The sequence below is a fragment of the Pseudomonas sp. GD03842 genome (assembly GCF_029841165.1).
Taxonomy (GTDB): domain Bacteria; phylum Pseudomonadota; class Gammaproteobacteria; order Pseudomonadales; family Pseudomonadaceae; genus Aquipseudomonas.
This window is the reverse complement of the sequence record NZ_JAOCEA010000020.1, coordinates 1-17,037: the sequence shown is the minus strand read 5'-3', so window position 1 is coordinate 17,037 and position 17,037 is coordinate 1. Positions and strand designations below refer to the sequence as shown.

Sequence of the window (17,037 nt, the reverse complement as noted above, 5' to 3'; positions counted from 1 at the left end):
CTGCCCCGTCAAAGCGCCATCGCAGCCATCATGACCACCATTGAACACGCCCGGCTCGACTGGGACGAAAACGGCAATCCGATTTCCCGCGCGTTCGCCGATGTTTACTTCTCGAAGGACTCCGGGCTGGCCGAGACGCGCCATGTGTTCCTGAACCAGAACGATTTGCAGGCCCGCTTCACCGCCCTGCCTGCGGACGGGCGGCTGATCATCGGTGAGACCGGTTTCGGCACCGGGTTGAATTTCCTCTGCGCCTGGCAACTGTTCGAGGCCTGCGCCACGCCCGGTGCGCGGTTGCAGTTCGTCAGCGTCGAGAAATTCCCCCTTAGCCGCGCCGACCTGCAGCGTTCGCTGAACCTGTGGCCGGAACTGAAGGCATTGGCGGATCAACTGTTGACGCAATACGTGGCCATCCATGAAGGTTTTCAGCGGCTGGTGTTCGACAGTGGGCGTGTCACCCTCACGCTGATGATCGGCGACGCGCTGGAGCAACTGCCGCAGTTGGATGGGCAGATCGACGCGTGGTTTCTCGACGGTTTCGCCCCGTCGAAAAATCCGGAAATGTGGAGCCCTCCCCTGTTCGCCGAGCTGGCACGGCTATCGGCGCCAGACGCGACCATTGGCACCTTCACCAGCACCGGCTGGGTGCGGCGCGCATTGAATGCCGCGGGATTCAAAATGAAGCGCGTCCCCGGAATCGGCCACAAATGGGAGGTGCTCCGAGGCACGTTCGTCGGCTGGCCGGAAGAGGTCCCGCCTCCGCTTGCGAAGAAACCCTGGTTCGCGCGGCCGACGTTCACGCCAGGTACGCGCAAAGCGCTGGTGATCGGGGCTGGCCTGGCCGGTTGTGCCACGGCGTCGAGCCTCGCAAACCGAGGCTGGCAGGTCAGCCTGCTGGAACGCCGCGACGACCTGGCGCGAGAAGCATCGGGCAACCCCCAAGGCGTGCTTTACCTGAAACTGTCGGCTCACGGCACGGCGTTGTCGCAGCTGATCCTCAGCGGCTTCGGCCACACCCGCCGCTTGCTGGAACGACTCGAGCGAGGCGTCGACTGGGACGACTGCGGCGTGCTGCAACTGGCTTTCGATGACAAAGAGCGCGAGCGGCAGGCGCAACTGGCGGGGGCGTTTTCCCCGGAGTTACTGCGTGTGGTGGATCGGTCTGAAGCTGAGCACCGAGCAGGCGTCGCGTTGGAAAGCGGCGGCCTGTTCTATCCCGAAGGCGGCTGGGTGCACCCGCCTGCGTTGTGCCGACATCAAGCAAGCGCGTCGAACGTCCGCCTGATGCCTCACAACGATGTGGTGGAACTGCGCCGCCATAACGACGTCTGGCAAGCGTGGGATGGCGAGCGTTTGCTCGATTCAGCCCCCGTCGTGATCTTGGCCGGTGCCGCGGAGGTCAAACGCTTTACGGCCAGCGCCGATTTGCCCCTCAAACGCATTCGCGGGCAGATCACCCGCCTGGCGCAGACACCGGCCAGCCAATCATTGAGCACCGTGGTCTGTGCAGAAGGCTACGTCGCGCCGGGTCGCCTGGGCGAACACACCCTGGGCGCCAGCTTCGATTTCAACAACGACGACCTGACCCCGACCGCCGCCGAACACGTGGGTAATCTGGACCTTTTGCGGGGCATCTCCCACGACCTGACCGAGCGGTTGCACACTGACACCCTGCCCGTTGCAGAACTCCTGGGCCGCGCCGCCTTCCGCTGCACCAGCCCCGACTACCTGCCCATCGTCGGCCCGCTGGCAGACCGGGAAGCCTTCCTTCAACGCTACGCCGTGTTGCGCAAGGATGCCCGGCAAGTGCCGGATCTCTCCTGCCCGTGGCTGGAAGGCTTGTACGTCAACAGCGGCCACGGCTCACGCGGGCTGATTACCGCGCCGCTGTCCGGCGAGTTGATCGCCGCCTGGCTGGATGACGAACCGCTGCCGTTGCCCAGAAGCGTGGCCGAGGCCTGTCATCCCAACCGGTTTCGGGTGCGGGAGTTGATAAGGGGCCGATGAAAAGAGCGCGAATGCGGGTGCAGTCCAAGTAGGAAGACGCTGTGCGGTTCCATTGAGATCGCCCTGAATCACCAGCCGCCTGACATCCCACCTGACAACCCGGTATCCTCAAATCCATTTCCCTTTCAGGTGCACAGCGATGCTGCTGGTCAAGGACGTCTTCAAGAGCTACGCCACCGCCCAAGGTCCGCTGACGGTGTTGCGTGGCGTGGATTTGCAGCTCGGGCAAAAAGAAAGCCTGGCGCTGATGGGCGAATCCGGGAGTGGCAAGAGCACGTTGCTGCATCTGGTAGCCGGGCTGGATCAACCGGACGCGGGCACGATCGAAGTCGAGGGGCGGCGTCTGGAAACCTTGAGCGAGGCGCAACTGGCTCACTGGCGCCGCACGGAAATCGGCCTGGTGTTCCAGCAATTCAACCTGATCGGCAGCCTCAAGGTGGAAGACAACCTCGCCTTCCAGGCCCGCCTTGCCGGGCGCTTGACGCCGCAATGGCAGGCCGAGCTGATCGAACGTCTTGGCTTGGGTTCTTTGCTCAAGCGTTACCCCGAGCAGCTTTCGGGGGGCCAGCAACAGCGGGTGGCCATCGGTCGGGCTCTGGCATCGCGCCCCAAGTTGTTGTTGGCAGACGAGCCCACCGGCAACCTGGATGAAAACACCAGCGACGAGGTGTTGCAGTTGCTGCTGGATCTGCTCGCAGACAGCCCCACCAGCCTGCTGATGGTGACTCACAGCCCGCGCATTGCGGCGCGGCTGGGCCGTCAGGCAGTGCTGCACCTGGGACGACTTGCGGCCGAAGGCGAGCGCTGATGCCGGTCTTCTTCTGGACACTCAAAGCGCTGCTCAGCCATTGGCGCCGCCACCCGGTGCAACTCTTCAGCGTGCTGACCGGCCTGTGGCTGGCCACCAGCCTGCTGACCGGCGTGCAGGCCCTGAACAGCCAGGCCAGGGACAGCTACGCCAAAGCCAGCCAGTTGATCGGTGGCGAACCACAGAAGATATTGGTGGCCCCCAACGGTGCCAACTTTTCGCAAGAACTGTTCGTCAGCCTGCGTCGTGCAGGCTGGCCCGTGTCGCCGGCGTTGAGGGGCCGCGTCACCCTGGCGGACCGCCCCGATCAACGCTTGATTCTGCTGGGCATCGAGCCGGTCACCCTGCCGGTCGACACGGCATTGGCCGGGCAAACCTTGGACACAGCGCAGCTCGTACAGTTTTTCTCGCCACCCGGTAGCACCTGGATATCCCCGCAGACGCTGCAAGCGCTCGGCTTGCACGAAGGCGACCAGCCACAGACGGACAGTGGGCAGCCCTTGCCGCCCTTGCGCCCGCAGCCCGACATGGCGCCTGGCTTGCTGCTGGTGGACATCGGTTTTGCCCAGCGCATCCTGAATCAACCGGATCAGATCTCGCGCATGATCCTGCCCAAGGCGTTCGCCAACGACGCCCCTCCTTTGCCTGACGACCTGAAAGGCGAACTGGTGATTCGCAAGAGCGGCGAAGACAACGATCTGGGGCGGCTCACCGAAAGCTTTCACCTGAACCTGGATGCGTTGGGTTTTCTGTCGTTCGTCGTCGGCCTGTTCATCGTCCACGCCGCCATCGGCCTTGCGCTGGAACAGCGACGCGGCCTGTTGCGCAACCTGCGCGCGTGTGGCGTCAGCGCGCGCGGCTTGATCGCCAGCCTGATCGTCGAACTTGCGGCCCTGGCGCTGCTGGGGGGGATCGCTGGCGTAAGCAGCGGCTACTGGCTGGCGAGCGTGTTATTGCCGGATGTCGCTGCCAGCCTGCGCGGGTTGTATGGCGCGGAAGTGGCCGGGCATCTCAACCTGAGTGTCGGCTGGTGGCTGAGTGGCCTGGGGGTGGCATTAGCGGGAGCGTTCCTGGCGGGTGCCAGCAGCCTGTTACGCGCTGCGCGGTTGCCGCTGCTGGCGTTGGCCAATGAGCAAGCCTGGCAAGATACCCATGCGCGTTGGCTGACACGCCAAGGCTGGATTGCCGGGCTTTGCGCAGTGATTGCCCTGCTGGCGGCGCTGTTCGGCAATAGCCTGGCGATGGGGTTTGTGTTGATGGCCAGCCTGCTCCTCAGCGCAGCACTGGGCCTGCCGGTGCTCCTCAATGCCTTGCTCGATGGTTTGCTGGGCCGCAGCCGCTCGGTGCTGGGGCAATGGTTCCTGGCCGATTGCCGTCAACAGTTACCGGCCCTGAGCCTGGCGCTGATGGCCCTGCTGCTGGCGATGGCGGCGAACATCGGGGCGGGCAGCATGACCTCCGGATTCCGACAGACCTTCACCCATTGGCTGGAACAACGCCTGAGCGCCGAGCTTTACATCAACCCGCAAAATGCCGCGCAGGCAGCCCCTCTGCAAAAGTGGCTGAGCGAACAACCCCTGACCTCAGCCGTCCTGCCCAACTGGCAGGTCTCGCTGCAACTGCACGGCTGGCCCGCCGAGCTGTACGGAATCATCGACCATCCCCATTATCGCCAGCACTGGCCGCTGCTCGATTCCGCGAGCGACGATCCATGGGGGCAACTGGCTCAGAAGGACACGCTGATGCTCAGCGAACAACTGGCGCGGCGCCTCGACGTCAGCGTCGGCGATCACGTGACCCTGCCCGCCCCGGACGGCGAATGGCGGCTGCGGGTGGTGGGGATCTACGCCGACTACGGCAACCCCAAGGGGCATCTGCTGGTCAACGCGAACCATCTGCTCGAACACTGGCCAGACCTCACGCCGAACCGCTTCAACCTGCGGATCGACACCCGTGCAATCCCCCAATTGCTGCGGGTGCTGCATAACAAGTTCGTCATCGACGACAACCGTATCGTCGACCAGATCCAGCTCAAAGCCTGGTCACAGCAAGTGTTCGAACGCACCTTTACCGCCACGGCAGCCCTGAACAGCCTGACCTTGATGGTCGCGGGCATCGCCCTGTTCATCAGCCTGCTCACGCAAAGCCAGAGCCGTCTCGGGCAGTTGGCCCCGCTCTGGGCACTGGGGGTCACGCGTCGGCAGTTGATGCTGTTGAACCTGGCGCAGACCTGGCTGTTGGCCGTGCTGACCCTGGTGCTGGCAATACCCTTGGGCCTGCTGTTGGCCTGGTGTTTGGACGCCGTGATCAATGTGCAGGCGTTTGGCTGGCGGCTGCCTTTGCAGGTCTTCCCGCTGCAGTTGCTGCGCCTGATGCTGTTGGCGATGCTGGCCACCTTGCTGGCGTCGGCCTGGCCGCTGTATCGCCTGTACCGCACCCGCCCGGCCGACCTGCTGAGGACTTTCGCCAATGAACGCTAAGGCGCTGGCCCTGCTGCTCGCCACCCTGCTACTGAGCGGTTGCGACGATAAAGCCGATGAGGAAAAAGGCTTCGCAGGCCTTGCAGACGATGCGTCGAGCTACGCACAGGTCACCCCGGGCACCCCCTTGATGTTTCCCCGGGATCATGGCGCGCACAACGACTTTCGCATCGAGTGGTGGTACGTCACCGCCAACCTCAAGGACGCCGACGGCCAGTCCTTCGGTGTGCAGTGGACCCTGTTCCGCAATGCTCTGCCCCGCTCCGGCGCCGCTTCACAGGACAATCACGGTTGGAACAATCGCAACCTGTGGATGGGCCATGCGGCGGTTACCTCGGCCGATGAGCATTACGCTGCCGAACGGTACGCCCGGGGCGGCGTTGGCCAGGCCGGTGTCACCCTTGCCCCACTCACCGCGTGGATCGACGACTGGGCTTTGGCCAGCCACGCCAGCGTGGAAAATCCGCTGACGGACATGCAACTGCAAGCCCGTGGGCCGCAATTCGGTTACACCCTGCGCCTGACGTCCAGCAAGCCCTTGGTGTTGCAGGGCCAGAACGGGTTCAGTCAGAAGTCCGACCAGGGGCAGGCCTCGTACTACTACAGCCAGCCGTTCTTCCAAGCCGAAGGCAGCCTCGAGATCGACGGCAAAACATACCGCGTCTCAGGCCCAGCCTGGCTGGACCGCGAGTGGAGCAGCCAACCGTTAACGGAAAACCAGACAGGCTGGGACTGGTTTTCGCTGCACCTGGCAGGCGGCGCCGACGTGATGCTCTACCGCATGCGGCAAAAGGACGGGGAGCCCTACCTGACCGGCACCTGGATCAACGCCGACGGCAGCACCGAGCCGCTCGCCGCTCACGATATCGAACTGGTTGCACAAGACACGACGCAAGTGGAAGGCCGCGACATGCCGACCCAGTGGTCCGTCAGAATTCCCCGCAAAGGCGTGGACGTGTCGGTCGAGGCCTTGAACCCCTACGCCTGGATGAACCTGCAAATTCCCTATTGGGAAGGCCCGGTGAAAGTCAGTGGTAGCCAGCAGGGCGAAGGGTATCTGGAAATGACGGGGTATTAGGCAGAGGGCGTAGGCGTTTGGGGATGAAAAAAGAAAAACCGCGCCAGGCGCGGTTTTTCGGGTGACAGCGAACGGTCATATCCTGCCGAGCAAGACCAGAATCAACAGAATGACCAGGATCGTACCGATGATGCCCGATGGCCCGTAACCCCAGCTACGGGAGTGCGGGAAGACGGGCAAGCCGCCGATCAACAGCAGGATCAGGATGATGATCAGAATTGTGCCGATGCCCATGACGAGTTCCTTCTTGACTATTGATTTTATGGCTAGAAGCGCGGTCGCCTGCCCTTGGGTTCACGTACCGTGCCGCTTGAAAAATCGGACTGTCGAGCGAATCAAAAGGTTCGGACTTTAAATTCTCGCCGCGCGGGAACTTCCGCCTGATGCAGCGGTTTGCCTCGCATATTCAGCGAGCTGATGAAGGCCTTGTCGGCTGACCGCCCTGATTACACTGAGTGCACTTCATCGCAATCGACAAGGCAACGGCTATGCAAAATCGCATCATGATCACTGGCGCAGGTTCCGGTCTGGGGCGAGAAATCGCGTTGCGTTGGGCGCGCGAAGGTTGGCGGCTGGCGCTTTCCGATGTCAATGACAGCGGCCTCCAGGAAACCTTGCGCCTGGTGCGCGAAGCCGGCGCAGACGGCTTCATTCAGCGATGCGATGTGCGTGACTACAGCCAATTGACAGCGTTCGCACAGGCTTGTGAGAGCAAACTCGGTGGCATCGACATCATCGTCAACAATGCAGGCGTGGCGTCAGGGGGCTTCTTTGGCGAACTGTCGCTGGAAGACTGGGATTGGCAGATCGCGATCAACCTGATGGGGGTGGTCAAAGGGTGCAAGGCATTTTTGCCACTGCTGGAGCAAAGCAAGGGCAAGATCATCAACATCGCCTCCATGGCCGCGTTGATGCAGGGCCCTGCCATGAGCAACTACAACGTCGCCAAGGCGGGCGTGGTCGCATTGTCGGAAAGCCTGCTGGTGGAACTGCGCCAGCAGGAAATCGGTGTGCATGTGGTGTGCCCGTCGTTTTTCCAGACCAACCTGCTGGATTCCTTCCGCGGCCCCACGCCGACGATGAAGGCCCAAGTGGGCAAATTGCTGGAAAGCTCGCCGATTACCGCCAGCGATATAGCGGGGTACATTTTCGAGCGCGTCGCTGCCGGTGAATTCATGATCCTGCCCCATGAGCAGGGTCGCCTGGCGTGGCAACTCAAACAGCACAACCCCCAAGCCCTCTATGACGAAATGGCGAGCATGGCGGAAAAGATGCGCGCCAAGGCCCGATCCGGCCACTGACGGGGAAGTTTCTGATAGGGTGGCCCGCAAACGTCTGCCTGCCCTTGAAGAGAACGTACGTGCTCAATTATCTCTGGTTTTTCCTCGCGGCCCTGTTCGAAATCGCCGGCTGCTACGGCTTCTGGATGGTGGTGCGGCAAGGCAAAAGCCTGCTCTGGATGGCCCCGGCCCTTGTCAGCCTGACGCTGTTCGCGCTGCTGCTGACGCGCATCGAAGCGGCGTATGCGGGGCGCGCCTATGCGGCTTATGGCGGCATCTACGTGGTCGCCTCCATTGCCTGGCTCGGGGTCATCGAACGGGCTCGCCCCCTGACCACGGATTGGCTCGGCGTGGCCCTCTGCGTGATCGGCGCAACCGTCATTCTCCTGGGCCCAAAGTGGTCAGGTCACTGAGACCCCAGCCATTCTTGGTGCCTCGAATAGCGTTGTACGAATCGTCTGTCAGCAACGTTCGTCAGCGAATGAAGGACACGACTGAATTTGTGCCAGCGCATTGATGCGCGCGCCGCCGACCGGCACCCTTCGCTCTCGGTTACCACCCAGGGAGTAGGAAAGATGCTGGTATTGACAAGGGAAATAGGCGAGTCGTTTTCCATTGGCGATGACATCACCGTGCGGATTCTGGGCATCACCGGCAACCAGGTGCGCCTGGGGATCACCGCGCCCCTCTCTGTGAAGGTCCATCGCAGCGAAGTGTACCGGCGCATCAAGGCGTATCTGCGCCAGCGGGCGCAAGAGTCGACGGGCATTTGATGCGCCCTCTTGCCCAACGGGCCCTGGTCAGTCGTCGAAATACTCTTTGGGCACGTCGTGCTTGAGCATGAGCTGACACTGCTGGCTGTCCAGATCGAAAAAAATCACCGCCTGCCCCTTGCTCAACGCGTGCCGGACTCGCAAGACGCGGGTTTCTAGCGGCGTTTCGTCGCCGTTATCAGTGCCATCGCGCGTCACGAAGTCCTCGATCAGGCGAGTCAGCGTGTCAGCTTCGAGTTGGTCGTGGGGAATCAGCATGGTGGGAGCGGTCGTCCTATGGGCAGAAGTGGGATGCTAGCGTGGTGTGAAGAGAGGAGCCACATCCAAAGCCAACTTTTCCCACTTTGGTCATTGAACGATTCCCGCCCAGGCGGCCCTCCCAGTCAGGGTCGCCAAGGCTGAAGCCCAGCAACCTACCGTTGCCCCACCAAGGTATCCACCGCCGGGACCCGCGTATCCGTCTCCATCTGCGCATCGTGTTCCAGCTGGTGGCTGAAGTTGTCCAGCGAGGCATTGGCCGGTTTGGCGTCGCTGGCAAACACCGGAGGACTGAGCATGTAGCTGGCGAGCAGTCGGCTCAGCGCCTTCAAGCTGTCGATGTGCGTACGCTCGTAGCCATGGGTGGCGTCGCAACCGAAGGCGAGCAACGCGGTGCGAGTATCGTAGCCAGCAGTGATCGCCGAATGGGCATCACTGTAGTAGTAGCGAAACAGATCGCGGCGCACGGGCAGATCCTGCTCCTGCCCAAGGCGCAGGAGGTGCCGAGACAGATGGTAATCGTAGGGGCCGCCGGAGTCCTGCATCGCCACGCTGACGGCATGTTCGCTGGAATGTTGCCCTGGGGCGACCGGCGCGATGTCGATGCCGACGAATTCGCTGACGTCCCAAGGCAGGCTGCCCGCGGCGCCGCTGCCGATTTCCTCGGTAATGGTGAACAGCGGGTGGCAATCGATCAGGGGTTCGGTGCCGCTGTCGACGATGGCCTTGAGGGCCGCCAGCAGCGCCGCAACGCCCGCCTTGTCGTCCAGATGGCGGGCGCTGATGTGCCCGCTCTCGGTGAATTCCGGCAGGGGATCGAAAGCCACGAAGTCACCGATGTTGACCCCCAGCGACTCGCAGTCCGCTCGCGTGGTGCAGTAAGCGTCGAGGCGTAATTCAATGTGATCCCAGCTGATGGGCAGGGTATCCACCGCCGTATTGAAGGCGTGCCCTGAGGCCATCAAGGGCAGCACGCTGCCACGAATCACCCCGCTGTCGGTGAACACGCTGACCCGGCTGCCCTCAGCGAAGCGGCTGGACCAGCAGCCCACTGCCGTCAGGCCCAGACGCCCGTTGTCTTTCACTTCACGCACGCTGGCACCGATGGTGTCCAGGTGAGCGGAGACCGCGCGGTCGGGGCTGTTCTGTTTGCCTTTCAGCGTGGCCCGAATCGTGCCGCGCCGGGTGAGCTCGAAGGGAATGCCCAATTCTTCCAGGCGCTCGGCAACGTAGCGCACGATGGTGTCGGTGAAGCCCGTGGGGCTCGGAATCGCGAGCATCTCCAGCAGGACTTTCTGCAGGTAATTCAGATCCGGTTCAGGGATGTTTGCAGTGGTCATGGAAGGCTCCTGTCAAAGCAGCTATAGGCCTCAAGCGTCACGCGGGGAACGAATCCAAGGCGAATCAGGTTTGCCTGGACTCGCCCCGCAAGGCTTGAACGGTGGAGCTGCGTTTACCCGTGGACGGGCAGGCTATGGGGAAACAGCAGATCGACGAAACGCTCTGCCGTCGGTTGCGGCTCGTGGTTGGCCAGGCCGCAGCGCTCGTTGGCTTCGATGAACACGTACTCCGGCTGGTCGGCGGCCGGAACCATCAGGTCCAGGCCGACCACCGGAATATCGAGGGCACGGGCGGCACGGATCGCAGCGTCCTTAAGCACTGGGTGCAACACAGCAGTGACGTCTTCGAGGCAGCCCCCCGTGTGCAGATTGGCCGTACGGCGAACGGCTAGGCTTTGCCCCGAGGGCAGTACGCTGTCGAAGGTGAAGCCCGCGTCCTCAACGGTGCGGCGGGTCTCTTCATCCATGGGAATCTTGCTTTCGCCATCGGTGGCAGCGGCCCGCCGACGGCTCTGGGCTTCGATCAACTGGCCCACGGTGTGGCGCCCATCGCCGCGGATTTCCGCCGGACGGCGAATGGCCGCTGCCACCACTTCGAAGCCGATGACCACGATGCGCAGGTCCAGCCCTTGGTGGAAACTCTCCAAAAGGACCCGCGAATCGAACTGGCGCGCCCGCTCGACCGCCGCCTGCACATCCTCGATGGTGCGCAGGTCGACCGCCACACCCTGGCCCTGCTCGCCATCCACGGGTTTGACCACGACGCGTTCGTGCTCGTCGAGAAACGCGAGGTTGTCGTCGCCGTTGCCGGCCAACTGCTGCACCGGCAGCCGCAAGCCTGCAGCGGTCAAGGCCTTGTGGGTCAGGCGCTTGTCCTGGCACAGCGTCATGCTGACCGCGGAGGTCAGGTCGCTCAAAGACTCGCGGCAGCGAATGCGACGGCCGCCGTGAATCAAGGTGAATAGCCCCGCTTCGGCGTCGTCGACCTGGACTTCAATGCCGCGACGGTGAGCTTCTTCGACGATGATTCGCGCGTAAGGATTGAAATCCGCCTGCGGTCCCGGCCCCAGAAACAGTTTTTCGTTGATGCCGTTTTTGCGCTTGATGGCAAACGTGGGCAGGTTGCGGAAGCCCAGCTTGGCGTAGAGGTTCTTCGCCTGCTGATTGTCATGCAGCACAGAGAGGTCGAGGTAACCCAGGCCACGGCTTTGGAAATGCTCGATAAGGTGGCGCACCAGCGCCTCCCCAACCCCTGGGCGTGTGCACTGCGGGTCCACTGCAAGGCACCACAGGCTGCTGCCGTTTTCCGGGTCATTGAAGGCTTTGTGATGGTTGAGGCCCATGACGCTGCCGATCACCCCATTGCTGCTTTCGTCTTCGGCGATCCAGTACACCGGGCCGCCCTGATGGCGCGGCGTCAACAGCTGCGGATCGATGGGCAGCATGCCCCGGGCGATATAGAGGTTATTGATCGCCTCCCAATCGCTTTGGTTTTGCGCGCGGCGGATGCGAAACCCACGAAATACCCGCTGTGCCGGACGATAGTCGCTGAACCACAGGCGAAGCGTGTCTGACGGATCGAGAAACAACTGCTGCGGCGCCTGCGCCAGCACTTGCTGAGGCGCTGCGACGTACAGTGCGATGTCCCGCTCGCCGGGCTTTTCATTCAGCAGCTCTTCAGCCAGCGCGGCGGGATCCGGATAGGTGTGCCCGATCAGCAAGCGTCCCCAGCCGCAGTGAAGCGCCAATGGGGCGTCGTCCGGCGTGCTGCCGTCTTCGGCAAAACGCGCCTGCAACCGCTCATAGGACGGCGCCTGTCCACGCAATAGGCGCTGGTTGTAAATCGAAGCATTGGCTTTCATCGGTCACAGTCCTTGTTCGCTGAGCCACAGGTTCAAGGCCGCGAGCTGCCACAGCTTCGAGCCGCGCAGCGGGGTGAGTTGACCGTCGGGGTTGGTCAGGAGTTTGTCGAGCATCGACGGGTTGAACAGGCCGCGATCCTGGCTGGGGTCCACCAGCAGCTCGCGCACCCATTTCAAGGTGTCACCCTCCAGGTGCTTGAGACCCGGCACAGGGAAATAGCCTTTCTTGCGGTCGATGACTTCGGAAGGAATCACCAGACGAGCCGCTTCCTTGAGCACCTGCTTGCCACCGTCGGGGAGCTTGAAGCGCGCCGGGATCCGCGCCGACAGTTCGACCAGGCGGTAGTCGAGAAACGGCGTGCGCGCTTCGAGGCCCCAGGCCATGGTCATGTTGTCCACGCGTTTGACCGGGTCGTCGACCAGCATCACCGTGCTGTCCAGACGCAACGCCTTGTCGACCCCGGCTTCCGCGCCCGGCATCGCGAAGTGCTCGCGGACAAAGTCACCTGCAGCGTCATTGGCCGTCAGCCACTTGGGCGCCACGGTCTGCGCGTACTCGTCATAGCTGCGATCGAAGAATGCGTCGCGATACGCCGTGAAAGGATCGCTGGCGCCATCCACCTGCGGATACCAGTGATAGCCCGCGAACAGCTCGTCGGCACCCTGGCCGCTCTGCACGACCTTGCAGTGCTTGGCCACCTCGCGGGACAGCAGATAAAACGCGATGCAGTCGTGGCTGACCATCGGCTCGCTCATGGCTCGAAACGCAGCGGGCAACTGCTCGATGATTTCGCTTTCCTTGATGCGTAGCTGGTGATGGCGGGTGCCGTAGTGCTTGGCGATCAGGTCGGAATACTGGAACTCGTCGCCGCGCTCGCCGCCAGCATCCTGAAAGCCAATGGAGAAAGTGGACAGGTCCTTGACCCCGACCTCCCGCAGCAGACCGACCAACATGCTCGAATCGACACCGCCCGAGAGCAATACGCCCACATCCACCGCAGCCCGCTGGCGGATAGCAACAGCTTCACGGGTGCTGTCGAGCACGCGGTCGCGCCAGTCTTCCAGGGTCAGGTGCTGCTCGTCGGCGTGTGGTCCATAAGGCAGCGTCCACCAGACCTTCTGCTCGACCTCGCCGTCGGCGCTCACGCGCATCCAGGTTGCCGGAGGAATTTTTTCGACCCCGGCCAGCAAGGTGCGCGGTGCGGGCACCACAGCGTGAAAGTTCAGGTAATGGTTCAGCGCCACCGGATCGAGCATCGGGCTGATGTCACCGCCTTTGAGCAATGCAGGCAAAGCCGAGGCGAACCGCAGGCGTTTATCGGTGCGGGAGAGGTAAAGCGGCTTGACCCCCAGGCGGTCCCGAGCGATGAACAGGCTGCGCTTGTCGCGCTCCCAAATAGCGAAGGCGAACATACCGTTGAGCTTGGGCAGCAGGTCCGCGCCCCAGGCGTGATAGCCCTTGAGCAACACCTCGGTGTCGCCGCCGGAGTGGAATTGATAGCCGAGGTTTTCCAGCTCGGCGCGCAATTCCGGAAAGTTATAAACAGCGCCGTTGAAGGCCAGCGACAGGCCCAGATGACTGTCGATCATCGGCTGCGCCGAGCCGTCGGACAGGTCCATGATCTTCAGGCGGCGATGGCCAAGGGCAATCGGCCCCTGGCTGTGAAACCCCCAGGCATCCGGGCCGCGAGGGGCCAGATGGTGGGTGATGCGTTCTACTGCGGCGAGGTCCGCAGGTTGGTTGTCGAAACGTAACTCTCCAGCTAATCCGCACATAAGTCCTTACCGGTTTTCCGTTGGGGATGTGGCCGGGGAAGTCCGGCTACCCAAAGACTGACCGGTGGGCTGGGTGAGAGTTTTAGAACGATCGGTTATAAAAAGTCGCGTTTGCCGTTATTGAATGACGCCATACAACAAGGCGATCGCCTGTCTCATCGGGCGGGGAAAACGAAAACGCCTCGACCGAAATCGAGGCGTTTGAGGTGACTACGAAGCGCTGCCGCCGATCAATGCGAAACTGCGCCGCTGGCACCCAGGCCCGTCTGCGAACGCACGAACTGCGGATAGAACAGTTGACGCTCACCCTCGGCAGCCTTGGACTTATCGGTCACCGAGAAGAACCAGATGCCGATGAACGCGATAATGATCGAGAAGAACGCCGGGTACTCGTACGGGAAGATCGCCTTCTCGTGGTGCAGGATCTGCACCCAGATGGTTGGCCCGAGAATCATCAGAATCACCGCGCTGAGCAGCCCCATCCAGCCGCCGATCATGGCGCCACGAGTGGTCAGGTTTTTCCAGTACATCGAGAGCAACAGCACGGGGAAGTTGCAGCTCGCCGCAATGGAGAATGCCAGCCCGACCATGAACGCGATGTTTTGGCTTTCGAAGGCGATGCCCAGCACGATGGCGACGATCGCTAGGGCGATGGTGGTGATCTTCGACACGCGGATCTCGTCTTTCTCGTTGGCCTTGCCCGCCTTGATCACGCTGGCGTACAGGTCGTGAGACACGGCCGAGGCACCGGCCAGGGTCAGACCGGCAACCACCGCCAGGATCGTGGCGAAAGCCACCGCCGAGATGAAGCCCAGGAACAGCGAGCCACCCACCGCATCGGCCAGGTGCACCGCCGCCATGTTGTTGCCGCCGATCAACGCGCCTGCTGCGTCCTTGAACGTCGGGTTGGTGCTGACCAGCAAGATCGCGCCAAAACCGATGATGAACGTCAGGATGTAGAAGTAGCCGATGAAGCCGGTCGCATACAGCACGGACTTACGGGCTTCCTTGGCGTCGCTCACAGTGAAGAAGCGCATGAGGATGTGCGGCAGACCTGCGGTACCGAACATCAGCGCCAGCCCCAGCGAGAACGCGGAGATCGGGTCCTTCACCAGGCCGCCAGGGCTCATGATCGCTTCACCTTTGGGGTGAACCTTCACGGCTTCCGAGAACAGCATGTTGAAGTCGAAGTTGACATGCTTCATGACCATCAGCGCCATGAACGAGGCACCGGACAGCAGCAGCACGGCCTTGATGATCTGCACCCACGTGGTGGCCAGCATGCCGCCGAACAGCACGTACAGGGCCATCAGAATGCCGACCAATACCACGGCAACGTTGTAATCCAGACCGAACAACAGCTGGATCAGCTTGCCCGCGCCCACCATCTGCGCGATCAGGTAGAAGGCCACGACCACCAGCGAGCCGCACGCCGACAAGGTGCGGATCTCCTTCTGCTTCAGGCGGTAGGAGGCCACGTCAGCGAAGGTGTACTTGCCCAGGTTGCGCAGACGTTCAGCGATCAGAAACAGGATGATCGGCCAACCGACCAGGAAGCCGATCGAATAGATCAGACCGTCGTAGCCGGAGGCGTATACCAGGGCCGAGATACCCAGGAAGGACGCTGCCGACATGTAGTCACCGGCGATGGCCAGACCGTTCTGGAAACCGGTGATCTTGCCACCTGCAGCGTAGTAGTCCGCTGCCGATTTGTTTTTCTTGGCCGCCCAGTAAGTGACGCAGAGCGTGGCACCGACGAAGATCACGAACATGACGATCGCGGCAACGTTGAGCGGTTGTTTCTGCACGGCCCCGGTCAAGGCATCCGCGGCCCAGAGCGTCGGTGCAAAGGCCGCCAGGCCTAAAGCTGCAAACAGGCGCCGGATCATTGTTGTGCCTCCTTCAGGATCGCATTGTTCAGCTCATCGAATTCGCCGTTTGCACGGCGCACGTAGATGGCGGTCAACACGAACGCAGAAAGAATCAGACCGACCCCGATTGGCATTCCCCAGGTAATGGATGAAGTGGCACTGAGTTTGGAGCCAAGAATTTGCGGTCCATACGCAATCAATAGGATGAAAGCGGCATAGAGCCCAAGCATGATCGCCGAGAGAATCCAGGCGAATCGTTCCCTCTTCGAGACCAGCTCCTTGAAACGGGGGCTGTTCTGAATCGAGACGTAGATGCTGTCGTTCATTGTTTTTGTCCTCGCAGCACAGATGGATGTCACGTCATCACTGTAGTCGGCTCTGGGACGCACTCCAGACGACCTTAGTATTAGATCGACATTAGTTGATGCAATCGAGGTGAGGTGTTTCAAGGGTGAGAAAAAAGTAGAGGCATGTTTGGCGTAACCGTCACTGAGCACACATTCCCGTTGGAGCGCGCTTGCCCGCGGTGGCGTGGTGTCAGTCAGCGACTATGTATGGGGACAGACCGCAATCGCGGGCAAGCGCGCTCCTACAGCAAAGTCAGCCAGCCCCCCACAATCATGCCGGCGCCGGAACTCGCCTGGAGTTTGTAGCCGTCCAGGCCGTAAACCTTGATGGCCTGAACGGCCTTGATCATCACGCCGGAACCGGGGTCGATGCCGACGATTTTCTTACTGAAGGAAGCATCGGTCTTCAGATCGGCCACGGAGCTCGCTTTGACGTCGTCCGGCACGATCAGGCCGGTGTTCGCGTCCCTGAAGTTCGGACAGTGATCGGTGGCCTTGTGCTTGTTCTTGGTCCGGTTCCACCTTGGGTAACGGGCAGCCAGGCGGACAGCATCATGTACAACTTACTGGTGGCAGCGCTCTGCCGGTTGATCCCTGAAGCCTCGGCTAGGTTTCACGCGGCGCACCAGTTTTTTTGCCGAACGACTTAGGCCGCGCTAACGCCCAATCATTAACAGCTTTGCACCTGTCGAAAGTCTATCTAGACATCCTCATATCGTTGACAGCCACCTGACTTTCACCTGATCCTCCACAACCCAAAATGGCGTAGCCAATAACACTGCCTTCTGGGGCCATATATTCCAACGACTCCTCCTCACCAATGCCAAGTATTCCCGTCTGACGGGTCCCTAATATACGCCTGTCCAGATCATAAAAAGTAACTATCCCAGAATCGATTGGAAGTACAGGACTAGTCGAGCTCATGATGAATCGCATCTCGACTCTCTTCCAGCCAGTACAAAATTTAACTTCTCCGCCTTGCGGGCCATATATGGAAAGACCTGTATGCGAATACGCTGGAGAAAAAATCACACCAAAGTAACCCGTCTCACGTGTATCCTTCAACCAAAAATGCTTCAGCTCCTCCAGCATTATATATTCTTGACCAATGAGAACTTCACGATAAACGCCCGAAAAATCCTCATGCACCTCGTCCA

15 protein-coding genes and 1 pseudogene are annotated in these 17,037 nt (G+C 61.6%); 7 read left to right on the top strand and 9 right to left on the bottom strand.

Annotated features, from left to right (window positions below; translation table 11 throughout):
* Positions 1-30: 30 nt before the first annotated feature.
* From mnmC to N5D61_RS23155, 4 genes are all read left to right on the top strand, one after another.
* Positions 31-2,007: a bifunctional tRNA (5-methylaminomethyl-2-thiouridine)(34)-methyltransferase MnmD/FAD-dependent 5-carboxymethylaminomethyl-2-thiouridine(34) oxidoreductase MnmC gene (mnmC, locus tag N5D61_RS23170; RefSeq protein ID WP_279894332.1), complete on the top strand. Its 1,977-nt coding sequence runs from the start codon at positions 31-33 to the stop codon at positions 2,005-2,007.
* A 139-nt stretch (positions 2,008-2,146) separates the two neighbouring features.
* Positions 2,147-2,815 carry an ABC transporter ATP-binding protein gene (locus N5D61_RS23165; RefSeq protein WP_279894331.1) on the top strand — a complete coding sequence of 223 codons (669 nt, stop codon included), beginning with the start codon at positions 2,147-2,149 and terminating at the stop codon, positions 2,813-2,815.
* Positions 2,815-5,295, top strand: a complete 2,481-nt coding sequence (locus N5D61_RS23160) for an ABC transporter permease (RefSeq protein ID WP_279894330.1) — start codon at positions 2,815-2,817, stop codon at positions 5,293-5,295. Before N5D61_RS23165 ends, N5D61_RS23160 begins: the two co-directional genes overlap by 1 nt.
* Positions 5,285-6,373, top strand: a complete 1,089-nt coding sequence (locus N5D61_RS23155) for a lipocalin-like domain-containing protein (protein WP_108235577.1) — start codon at positions 5,285-5,287, stop codon at positions 6,371-6,373. The genes N5D61_RS23160 and N5D61_RS23155 overlap by 11 nt, the downstream gene beginning before the upstream one ends.
* A gap of 75 nt (positions 6,374-6,448) precedes the next feature.
* Here the strand turns inward: N5D61_RS23155 and N5D61_RS23150 are convergent, their stop codons facing one another.
* Positions 6,449-6,607, bottom strand: a complete 159-nt coding sequence (locus N5D61_RS23150) for a DUF3309 family protein (protein ID WP_092410703.1) — start codon at positions 6,605-6,607, stop codon at positions 6,449-6,451.
* 254 nt (positions 6,608-6,861) lie between these two features.
* On the opposite strand from N5D61_RS23150, the gene N5D61_RS23145 reads away from it, so the two are divergent.
* The 3 genes from N5D61_RS23145 (at position 6,862) to csrA (ending at position 8,426) form a co-directional block, all read left to right on the top strand.
* Entirely contained in the window at positions 6,862-7,674 is an 813-nt protein-coding gene (locus tag N5D61_RS23145) for an SDR family oxidoreductase (protein ID WP_108235578.1), read from the top strand.
* Positions 7,675-7,733: 59 nt separating this feature from the next.
* Positions 7,734-8,066, top strand: coding sequence for a YnfA family protein (locus tag N5D61_RS23140; RefSeq protein WP_108235579.1), 333 nt, complete (start codon positions 7,734-7,736; stop codon positions 8,064-8,066).
* A gap of 162 nt (positions 8,067-8,228) precedes the next feature.
* Positions 8,229-8,426, top strand: a complete 198-nt coding sequence (gene csrA, locus N5D61_RS23135) for a carbon storage regulator CsrA (protein WP_279894329.1) — start codon at positions 8,229-8,231, stop codon at positions 8,424-8,426.
* 27 nt (positions 8,427-8,453) lie between these two features.
* On the opposite strand, the gene N5D61_RS23130 is transcribed toward csrA, so the two are convergent.
* The 8 genes and pseudogenes from N5D61_RS23130 to N5D61_RS23095 form a co-directional block, all read right to left on the bottom strand.
* Positions 8,454-8,684 (bottom strand): YheU family protein, encoded by a 231-nt coding sequence (locus N5D61_RS23130; RefSeq protein ID WP_279894328.1) that lies wholly within the window; start codon positions 8,682-8,684, stop codon positions 8,454-8,456.
* Between the two features lie 155 nt (positions 8,685-8,839).
* A complete protein-coding gene (locus tag N5D61_RS23125; RefSeq protein WP_108235582.1) occupies positions 8,840-10,024 on the bottom strand; it encodes an osmoprotectant NAGGN system M42 family peptidase in 1,185 nt (394 codons plus the stop codon).
* Between the two features lie 113 nt (positions 10,025-10,137).
* A complete protein-coding gene (ngg, locus tag N5D61_RS23120; protein WP_279894327.1) occupies positions 10,138-11,886 on the bottom strand; it encodes an N-acetylglutaminylglutamine synthetase in 1,749 nt (582 codons plus the stop codon).
* Positions 11,887-11,889: 3 nt separating this feature from the next.
* Positions 11,890-13,662: an N-acetylglutaminylglutamine amidotransferase gene (locus N5D61_RS23115; protein ID WP_279894326.1), complete on the bottom strand. Its 1,773-nt coding sequence runs from the start codon at positions 13,660-13,662 to the stop codon at positions 11,890-11,892.
* Positions 13,663-13,892: 230 nt separating this feature from the next.
* Positions 13,893-15,551, bottom strand: coding sequence for a cation acetate symporter (locus tag N5D61_RS23110; RefSeq protein ID WP_279894325.1), 1,659 nt, complete (start codon positions 15,549-15,551; stop codon positions 13,893-13,895).
* Positions 15,548-15,859: a DUF485 domain-containing protein gene (locus N5D61_RS23105; RefSeq protein WP_108235586.1), complete on the bottom strand. Its 312-nt coding sequence runs from the start codon at positions 15,857-15,859 to the stop codon at positions 15,548-15,550. Before N5D61_RS23105 ends, N5D61_RS23110 begins: the two co-directional genes overlap by 4 nt.
* A 290-nt stretch (positions 15,860-16,149) precedes the next feature.
* A pseudogene (locus N5D61_RS23100) lies at positions 16,150-16,487 on the bottom strand (glycine betaine ABC transporter substrate-binding protein); the annotation flags it as partial.
* Positions 16,488-16,576: 89 nt separating this feature from the next.
* Positions 16,577-17,037: hypothetical protein (locus N5D61_RS23095; protein WP_279894324.1), on the bottom strand; the 461-nt coding region annotated here is incomplete at its 5' end.